This is a genomic window from Alteromonas aestuariivivens (assembly GCF_003367475.1).
GTDB lineage: Bacteria > Pseudomonadota > Gammaproteobacteria > Enterobacterales > Alteromonadaceae > Alteromonas > Alteromonas aestuariivivens.
The window spans coordinates 42046-51787 of sequence record NZ_QRHA01000017.1; the positions used below are offsets into that span (position 1 = coordinate 42046).

A 9742-nucleotide genomic window follows, 5' to 3' on the forward strand; every position below is an offset into this window, starting at 1 on the left:
CAGTGCCACTACTACATGAATTAAAGCCGAAAAATAATAGTGCCGCCAGCTTTTTCCCAGTCTCAGCTAACAGTGCCAATAACAAATATGATTGGGATGTTGTTGTGGGCTTCTTTATAAAGTCTTTGCATAAAATTCAACTGGCGAAGGAAATTAAGTCGCTCGATGATTTCAAGCATCTATGTAGGGCCCAGCTAGAGAATAAACTGGATGGTGAACCCTTTTGGCATGTTGTAGAGAAAATGTACTTCGATACAGCACAAGTATTTAATATATCGCCTGAATTGCAAGTCTTAAAAGTGCTAAGTACCGAAAGTAGCTGTGCTGGAGATGAGCGCTTAACTTCATTTCTGGTCAATTTGATGGGGGACCTAGAATTAGCAGAACCTCCTACTTCTCATTTCAATTTCTTAGAAAGAGAAATAAAAAAGGTATTTGATTCGCCACAAGTTACGGCAAAAAGCAAAAAAAATGAGAGGGTTAACAGCCCCTATTTGCCTCAGCTAACTGAGCTCTTCCAGAAAGATCTCAAGTTTCTAGTAGCTTATCCAGAACATTTTTTACTAAGTATTAAATCTTTCCTCCAACTTTACGGTTTTTTGTACACTTCGCAATTAGCTTTAAATGTAAAAGGTTGGAAAAGTGAACCAGAAATTAAGCCATGCTACTTTATTTTGGATAGTGAAAAGGCCAGTAAAGAGCGCACTAAATTGCAGTTACATGGGCATAAGCAGGTTGTGGATGCAAGTTATGCTTTGTTCCCCTATCTGGCTTTAAACGAGAGCTTACAAGATACCAATGTCGCCATTTTACCCCTTTGGGAGCTTGTTCCGGAGCTGACGGATGCAGATGTAGATGCACTTAACAGTTATGCACAGAGTTTTTATGAGGATCGCAAGTTAACCAGTCACCTCAGCCCTGCACACAACATATCTGAAGCAATTACTAATCTAACTAATTTGTTTGCCGAACAATTTAAGAAAGGGGCTACCAGAGAAACCGCCTTCAATAATTTTGTTAAGGCCACGCGAGAGACATTCATTAAGCCATTCGAACAAGGTCGCGGTAGAGCGGGCTCTTATTTAGTACTCAACCAGGATTATCTCCTACTGCTTACAAATATTGCTATAGGTAACCGAGATCAGTTGCGTCTCCATGAGTTGTTGGTCGAATTTCAACATCGAGGAGTGTTTTTCGACAAGAGCAGTGAAGAGTCTTTGATCGAGCTCTTCGAGCGGATGGGCAACATAGAGCGAATGAGTGACAGCGGAGATGCAGTTTATGTCAAAAAAACTATATGAAGATTTTCTAGTCGAGCACTTTTGCAAATGGGCCAGACAAGGAATAGAGGGAGAAAGTCGTTTTCAGTTTCGCTCGCCAGACAGCTCAAATAGCCAAAACTTGTACAATGCCCTATTAAAAGTGGCCGATACCAGCATTTCAGTTGTTACTGAAACGATAAATCAGCAATTCCAGGCGATTGAGATTGCGGACAAAAAAATAATACCAGTTGTGCACAGCGAGACAGAAACGGGATTTAGTGAGAACTATATCTCGCACTTGCGTGACTTAATATCCAGCCAAACTGGAAACTTAAGCGATTGCGTTTTACTGGTTGTTCATAATTCCTTTTTAGACACTCTTATCAATTCAGCAAGGGACCTGGGTAAGCCTGGTGAAGTTTGGCATCCCTCTACAATAAAACACTCCCTGAGCGAATTAATAAGTTCAATCACTGGTACTGACCAGATTTCACAATGCTTACTTGATCACCGCTTTAAATTGATAATCGAAGATGGCGCAACCATGTTTGGCTTTAGCGAGCTGTATGAAGCGCTCGAAGATGGTGTTATCCAATTCAGTGAATTGGGACTATTCAATGACAATACAATCATAAGCTGGGACGATACAGCGCAAATTGATAAACGCCTGTCACAAAATCATCAGCTTTACGAGAGTATCAGCGAAATAGTAGAGAAATATCCCCAAGAGCTTGTCGAAAAACTTGGCGATCTCGATCTGAGCGAGAAGTTTGTAAAGCAACATTTTATTGATGGAGATAGTTGGGTAGAGCTCGATTTTGGCGCCATAGTTAAGGAGCGCAGAGAAAATAAAGAAAACCTCCTGGCCTTTGAACGAGAATCAGCGGGAGCCCTTAACTTCATCGCGCGTGAAAATAAAAAAGAGCGTCATCTAATCATCGAAGTTCCTGAGGGCCAGAATGAGTTTAGCCTTGAGGCATATTTTACCGGTGGTAAGATAGAGAAGAATGAGCTTAAGCTCCAGCATACCAACGAACCAATATCACTGGACGTAAACAACCGCTCCCAGAAACACTCTATCGTTCAAGCTAACGGATCGTTTGGCGGAAAACCTCTTTATTTTAGTATCGATTTTAAACGGGAAAAGCCCCAGGAGCGGTTCAAGTATCGAATTCTTGTTTTGCCGCAAGGCGCCTTTTATTTAGCAGATTTAGCTGACAGTTTCTTACTCACACCACGAAAGCAGCTAATCACGTTGCAAACAAATGCAGGCAAACTGCAAGTAGCGGAGCACGGCGATACAGCTAAAGTGACACAGTCAAACCAAACTTTTGTGGTCAACCAAACACAAACCGTTGACTTTGCCGAGTATGCCAACGAAACGGATTCTTTAACATTTTCAGTTCAAAGTGGCGAGTGTACTTTGAGCTTTGAGGTGGAGGGAGCTGTTTCTGGCGATTCATTAAGCCTACCACTCGTTCTAGATACAAACTTCTTCACCCGTTTATACAACGATGAATTCAATGGCCTATACAACAGAGCCAAAGAAAAGGTCGTAATTGATGGTAAGGACCTAACGCCAAAAGGTATGCGTAAAAACCTGCTGAGGTGGGAAGCTGAGCTACTGGATACTCGCACGTTGGCAACAAAGGTAGGGGCGAGGCCTGAAGTAAAGCTAGAAAATTTAGAGGAACCTTTTGGAGAATTACACCAAGCGTATAACGATCTTTTTGATTATTTAGATTCTCGAAAAGGGCTTATCAGTACTTGTTCTTGGGGGCCAAAGTTCGTTGATTTAGTCGAGAAAGTAGTTGAGAACTACCTAAATGAAATTGAAAAGTTGGATACCAAAGTACTACTTTCACCAGATTCGGTTATTTTGGCCAACATCGGAATTGCAGAATTTGACGAGCAAGAGTACCTCACTCCTTACCATCCACTAAATCTCGCGTATTTTGCACAACTAGTAAATAAAGCATCACAGGAAGATGATAGTAGCTTCGGTACTTTACCAAGGGCTACAGTTAAGCGCTTAAATGCCGAAGGGTTGTTACCCTTTGTTTGGCATGCGGAAGACAATTTTGCTTATAACCAAGCGGTAGCAGAAAACCGAATGTGGTGTAAGTTGGTTGCTGACAAAGATACCAGCCTAGGTTACGTGAGGCCTTTAGTCAGACAAAAAGCAAATGAGTTTACTAAGGCATTTGACGTGCTTTTCAGTAAAGGGGGTAAAGAAACTCTTTACATCAACTCGATTAATAATGCGGACAATACTTCTCTTTTTCTTGGGTTGGTTGATTACCTCAAGAAGCTCTCACCGGAGCAAGCAAATCGAATCCATGTAAATCTATACGATAAGAAACTACAGCGAACCTATTTTGATGACTTTGCGGATGCTCCAAGTTACGACGAGTTAAAAGAATTAGCCGAGCTTGGCAGTGAAAAGGATAAAGGCGATGCGATTGCTGATCTGCTTAAAAGTCGTATCACTTACAGTAAGTTTAAATTGGATAGTGCCGTCGAAGCATTTAACTACGCACACATCAGTTTTGTTCGCAATGATACCAGTGTAGAGGCGACGCCAGTCGATGTACTGACCGAGAAAACTGGGGTGGCCTGCCATGGGCTGCTTGCTGGTGAGACTGCCTACGATGAGCAAAGCACCTATTTTACTACCTATGGATTAAACAACTTAGAAATGGCCAATAACCAAAGCCTCAAACTCAGCAGCCACTTTAACAATTTGGCTAAAGCGGCGTGGTGTGGCCAAAAATACGAAACCAACAATGGGTTAGCGCTTAAAGTTTCAGGAAAGCTCACTGAGCTCCTTGAACATGTCTACGAAAACTCGGTTTGGACAGTAATCATAGATCCGAAAGTCACCCTCGATTTCTTTAAAACCCAAAAAGACGCAGTGCTGATCCATTATTCAGACAACTTCTCAAACTCAGCAAATTACGATGCAATCACGGTTACCAAGCGCCGCGACTTGTATGACCAAGTGCTATCTCAGGGCGTGAAAGGTTTGATTGATGAGTTCAATGCGTTCAATGGTGAGTGGTTACTTAAGATGATCACTTGCAATGACAATGAGCGCAAAGAGAAGAAAAGTATTATTGGTGCATACAAATACGTTAACTGCCTACTTCATCAAAGCGATATCATCTGGGTACCCATGAGCGTAGCTGAGATGTTGCGAGTGGCTGGCAATATTGGGCTAAGAATGAGTGAAAGTGAATTCTCTCGCTTTTCCCAAGGCTATAAAAGCGGCGCCATTTCAGACGATGTCTTGTTCGTTGGCTTCAAAGACAAAGAAATGTACCTGCTGCCCCTTGAAGTGAAAATGGGTCAGAAGCGTAATCATAGTAAAGGGGTTCAACAAGCTAAAGAGCTTAAGCGCTATTTGGTAGAAAACTTATTTGGCCGTGACGACTTAGCCGGGCACTTGTACCGGGGCCTGTTTGTGCGCCAGATTTTTATGCAAGTCGACAAGTTTGAATTGTATAAGGTGTATCAAGAGGATTATTTCGAGAAACTCAAAGCGCGCAGAGAATGGTGGCTTCAGGGCGACTACAGGGTTGTTGATTTAGCCAATTATCCTCAAGGCTTTATGATGGCATTTTTTGAAAATGCTGATTATGCAAAAGAGGAATACAGCCTTGAAGATAATATCCTCCAAATCAAACTACCTAGCGCAAATCTAAACCGGTTCATTAGTACGCCACTGCAAAACCTGCTCAGTAATATTCAAAGTAGTGAACTCTGTTACATTCCAGATGAGTTCATTCTATCTGCGGAGCAAGCTCTTATAACCCCAGCAATAGAGCCTATAAATCCAAATGAAACCGATAGGCCGGCTTACAACGGGAATCAACCAGAAGAAAAAGAAGTCCGTAAAGTCGCTGAGCAAGAAACGTCTTCTTTGATCAACAAGACTAATACTTTAGAGCCTCTTAAAGTGCTGGTTGGCCACGCTACCAATAATAATCAACCCGTCTACTGGGAGCCGACTAATACTGCAAAGTTCATGAACACAAATTCGGGCATTATTGGCACCATGGGTACAGGCAAGACCCAGTGTACCAAGTCAGTAGTTACACAACTTCATTGTAATCAACATAACAATGTTGATGGTAAACCAATCGGTATACTTATCTTCGATTACAAATCGGATTATGTGGATGACAAATTCTTAAGTGCCACTAATGGTAGGAGCTTTAAATTACATAAATTGCCTTATAACCCTTTAAGTTTATTTGGTGATACACCGATGCTGCCAGTACACACGGCTCGGGGGTTTTCGGAAACCATGGGTAAGGCATTTGGTTTAGGTCAGAGACAACAACTAAGGCTACGACGTCTAATCGGCGAAGCATATGAGCTTGCAGGTATTGATAGAGCAGATGAATCAACCTGGCGAAAGCCCGCACCATCCCTAGCTGATGTATGGGAACTTTTCATAGATAGTGAGCCTACAGAAGATTCATTATTTGCAGCACTTGAAAGCGTCTGTGAGTTAGAGATATTCGAAGACGATATCAATAATTGCATGTCACTTTATGAACTCATTAATGGGACCACGGTAATAGAGTTAGCTGGCTACCCAAGTGAGGTACAAAACTTAGTCGTAGCTTTGACCTTGGATCTATTTTATTCACAGATGCAAAAGCAAGGTAAACCTGAAGTCCAGGGTGACCTTAGACAGGTGACTAAGCTTATCTTAGTCGACGAAGCTGATAACTTTATGTCGCAAAACTTCCCGAGCCTGAGAAAAATTCTGAAAGAAGGGCGGGAGTATGGAGTAGGTGTTATTCTCTCCACACAGGACATCACCCACTTTAAAACCGGTGAAAATGACTATTCGGCTTACATTTTAAGTTGGATTGTTCACCGGGTTTCACAAATCAAAAACCAGGATATTAAGTCTATCTTCAACAAAGATGATAAGAGTGATCAAGAGTTGTTAATGAAGGCTGTCAGAGAACTTGAAAAGCATCATAGTTTGTATATCAATGGTGATAAAAAAATAACGAAGATAAAAGATAAAGCATTTTGGGAGCTAAAATAAAGAGAAGGTTTATATGCGCAAAAAGAATATAGTTACATCTGAAGAATTGGTTCGCGGTCATCAAACTAAAGGGATAGCAATCATCTCAGCCATAACCTGGCTATTCCTCTACAATTTGTTGCCGGAGGATTTTTGGAGCAAACACGTTGCTAGTTATATACCAGCACAAGTTCAATATATTACTGCCTCAATGCTCATGTCGTCTGTCCTTTTGATCTATTTCTATTACAGCGATCCGCTATTTAAGCGCAGAAATAGTACGAGTGACTGGATAAAAACTTTATATGCGAGCAACCTATTAATAGAAAAGTTTGGCTTAAATTTACATGAAGCCAATGCTCTATGGTTTAAATATCTAAATCAATGGCAACACAAGGAGCACCCAAACCATTCATTTCTAAAGAAGTCTCATTCAGCAAGTTACAACGCGAGATTGGTGTATTTTATCATTTTAATTTCGCTCCTATATGCAATTGTCGCTTTTCTCGCAGCTTTGTATTCTTTGAAAACACAGATAAACTGGTCGTTTTTTATATTATCTATTGTTTTTGCTCTAGCTAGTTTTGTTTTATATTTTCTGAACCGGCCGCCCAAATTAAAAGATGGAATACTAAGAAGAGAACCTGCGGGAGTATGGCGTTCAGTTGAAGAAAGTTTTTTGCAGTGCAGAAGTTTATTTGAGCTTGAGATCGTATCTAAGTGTAAAGATGTTGAGTGTATAGTTAGCTCAATAGAAATAGGAGCTCAAAAGTGGATTCGATAAAATATTTTATGTAAGAGAAAGGGTTAAAAATGATCGACCGGAATTCACCAGAAGTTAAAGAGAATTTGGCCTTGATTGCATTGGAAAATAAAAAGGCGGAAGTAGTCACTCTTAGAGAGTAGTATGAATCAACAGAGCATCACACAGATGAAGTCAAAAGCTATATTTCTACATTTGAAAAGCTTGGAAGGCTAGGAAAATAGTTACACAAGCGAGGCGTCCCAAGAGTGACCGAGCGTTTTTGCAGATGAGGTATGCTCGCTAGTCGAAGCAACTTATACACGTAGAGATTTAGATTTTTCCGCACCGCTATGTGCATTTGTCTGCACACAAAATAAAAAATAAGATTTCAGCTACACGAATAATAGAAAAAACATGAAAAATATTCAAAATATAGAAATTAGTGAATTGGAACTCGATCGAGATAATCCAAGGTTGCCGTCTAAGCTTCGTAAAAAAACAAGCAAAGATAGAGAGATAATAAATTGGATGCTACAGGATGCCTCAATTATTGAATTGATGATGGCGATCGGTGAAGCAGGTTTCTTTGTTGGTGAAGCAATATTGGTTACATGGGACGAGCAGAGAAAAAAATATATTGTTATTGAGGGTAATAGAAGATTAACAGCGGTTACACTTCTTAATCAACCCGAATTTGCTTCGTTACACAAGAAAAAAATTGCCAAGGTAATCGAGGAAGCAGAACATATTCCACTAGAGATTCCATGTATAGTTTTTGATAGCCGCTCTGAAATTACTCAATACTTAGGATATCGACATGTCACAGGAGTTAAATCTTGGGGTATTTTATCAAAAGCTCGATATCTGAATGAGCTTTATAAGTCTTTAGAAGATGAAAGTTTAACTCAGAAATGTAGAGAGCTAGCTAAAGCTATAGGCAGTCGAAGTGACCACGTTAGAAAGTTGCTAATCAGTTTCTGGATTTATGAACAAGTCGAAGACGAAGGCTTCTTCAATATACCTGGCTTAGATGAATCTACAATTTTTTTCAACTACTATGCAGATTCTTTAGGCAAGGACAATATTAGAAAATACATTGATGTTGATCTCCTGTCAGAAACTCCCACAGTATCACTGAATATAGATAAGTTAGAAGAACTTACAAACTGGTTTTTTAGAAAGAATGACCAAGGGGCAACACGAGTATTAGGCAACAGCGAACAACTTAAGATGCTTAACGATGTGTTAGCTGACCCATTGGCATTCGATTATTTTAGAGGGGGTAGCGGCTCAGTTAGAGATGCTTACAACCAAGTATCTGTAACTGCTGATTCATACCATAATGAAATAGAACTATCTCTTTCTTCTCTTAAAAGAGCGAACTCGATGACACATAATGTCAAAGAGCATCATTCATCCGATTTAGTAAAACTCCGAGAGATTTTTGATTTAGCCAAAGCGATAAAGTCAGCGATAGAAGCGAAAAAAAATAATGAGGACTGGGATGCTTGAGGTTAGAAATATTGCAACTCCTCCTGATAGAACTTTTAGTAAGTGTCATTATTACAGTGATTATATCGAGTTAGTAGCTTTGCTAGCGAGTGACGATTTAGTTTCCGACCAAGATATATACGATCGTTTTTATGACTCTGGCGTTATAAACGAGGATGAGAATCCTATAGGTACAGAAGACTGGATTGGTTCTGACTACGCATCAGAATATACCCAAAGATGGAATGATCGTATTCTTCAATGGTTTGCAATTTTGCTTAGTCGAGTTAGCAGTTATGGTGACAATTATCCCTTCGAAGTAACACCTAATTCCATTAAATTGAAAGAAGAGTTAACAGACCAAAACAAGATATATCTAGGCCTACTTCTAGCTTCATCTAACAGTTATCACAACAAGCAGTCACTTCTGAGTGCGATATTTGAGGAAATATCAAGATTGGCAATGTCTGCTTATTTAGGAGGAACTTCTTCTGTTCATCGTTTTGGAGCTTCAGGGTTGCAGAATAATCGTTATGTCGGCTCTCTTGAGGACAAAATGAAAAGATTAGCTATTGATATAGACTGTGAGGTCACGTCAAGATCACACGTATTTAGAGAAGGTGACAATGGTGACGGGGGAGTTGATATAGTGGCTTGGCTGCCATTCCCAGACGATACTTGTCTATCTAGAACACAGATATTTCTGGGGCAAAGCGCTACTGGGAAAAACTGGAACACTAAACAAGGTAGCGTGGCTAGAGTTAAAAATTACATAAATATCCCGGATACAAGCATGAATAGCCTGTTTGTACCTTATGACATGAGGGATATTGAAAGAAGGTACGATGAGGAAGGGGAACTTACCGCATCAATAGTCTTTGATAGATATCGCATAATGTCATTAATTAGCGATGCAACAAGTATCTGGCAAATAGACAGAGGAAGTGAGTTCCTGGCAACAATAGAACAGGCTATTACCTTTGAAGAGGATTTAGTTTAGTTCAAAAAGGTATGCATTACTTGTAATAGCCCAGACCTGATCTTACCGTCACCCGATTTTACGGTGTCGTGTGGTAATCCCCCCTAAAAATAACAGCAGCCAAAAGTAGAATTTTCTCGTAACCTGAACGCAGGAGATTCTGCATGAAAAAATCACGATACACGGACAGTCAGATCCTGGCCATTCTTAAGCAGGCG

5 protein-coding genes are annotated in these 9742 nt (G+C 40.3%); all 5 read left to right on the forward strand.

Annotated elements, in window-relative coordinates:
• Window positions 1-2 precede the first annotated feature (2 nt).
• The 5 genes from dptG to DXV75_RS16590 all read left to right on the forward strand — a co-directional run bounded on the left by dptG (window position 3) and on the right by DXV75_RS16590 (window position 9545).
• Window positions 3-1301 carry a DNA phosphorothioation-dependent restriction protein DptG gene (dptG, locus tag DXV75_RS16570; RefSeq protein ID WP_115594541.1) on the forward strand — a complete coding sequence of 433 codons (1299 nt, stop codon included), beginning with the start codon at window positions 3-5 and terminating at the stop codon, window positions 1299-1301.
• Window positions 1282-6330, forward strand: a complete 5049-nt coding sequence (gene dptH / locus DXV75_RS16575; protein WP_115594542.1) for a DNA phosphorothioation-dependent restriction protein DptH — start codon at window positions 1282-1284, stop codon at window positions 6328-6330. Before dptG ends, dptH begins: the two co-directional genes overlap by 20 nt.
• 13 nt (window positions 6331-6343) lie before the next feature.
• Window positions 6344-7093 (forward strand): hypothetical protein, encoded by a 750-nt coding sequence (locus tag DXV75_RS16580; protein WP_115594543.1) that lies wholly within the window; start codon window positions 6344-6346, stop codon window positions 7091-7093.
• A gap of 375 nt (window positions 7094-7468) precedes the next feature.
• Entirely contained in the window at window positions 7469-8566 is a 1098-nt protein-coding gene (locus DXV75_RS16585; RefSeq protein WP_115594544.1) for a hypothetical protein, read from the forward strand.
• Window positions 8559-9545, forward strand: coding sequence for a hypothetical protein (locus tag DXV75_RS16590; protein ID WP_115594545.1), 987 nt, complete (start codon window positions 8559-8561; stop codon window positions 9543-9545). Before DXV75_RS16585 ends, DXV75_RS16590 begins: the two co-directional genes overlap by 8 nt.
• The last annotated feature ends 197 nt before the right edge of the window (window positions 9546-9742 follow it).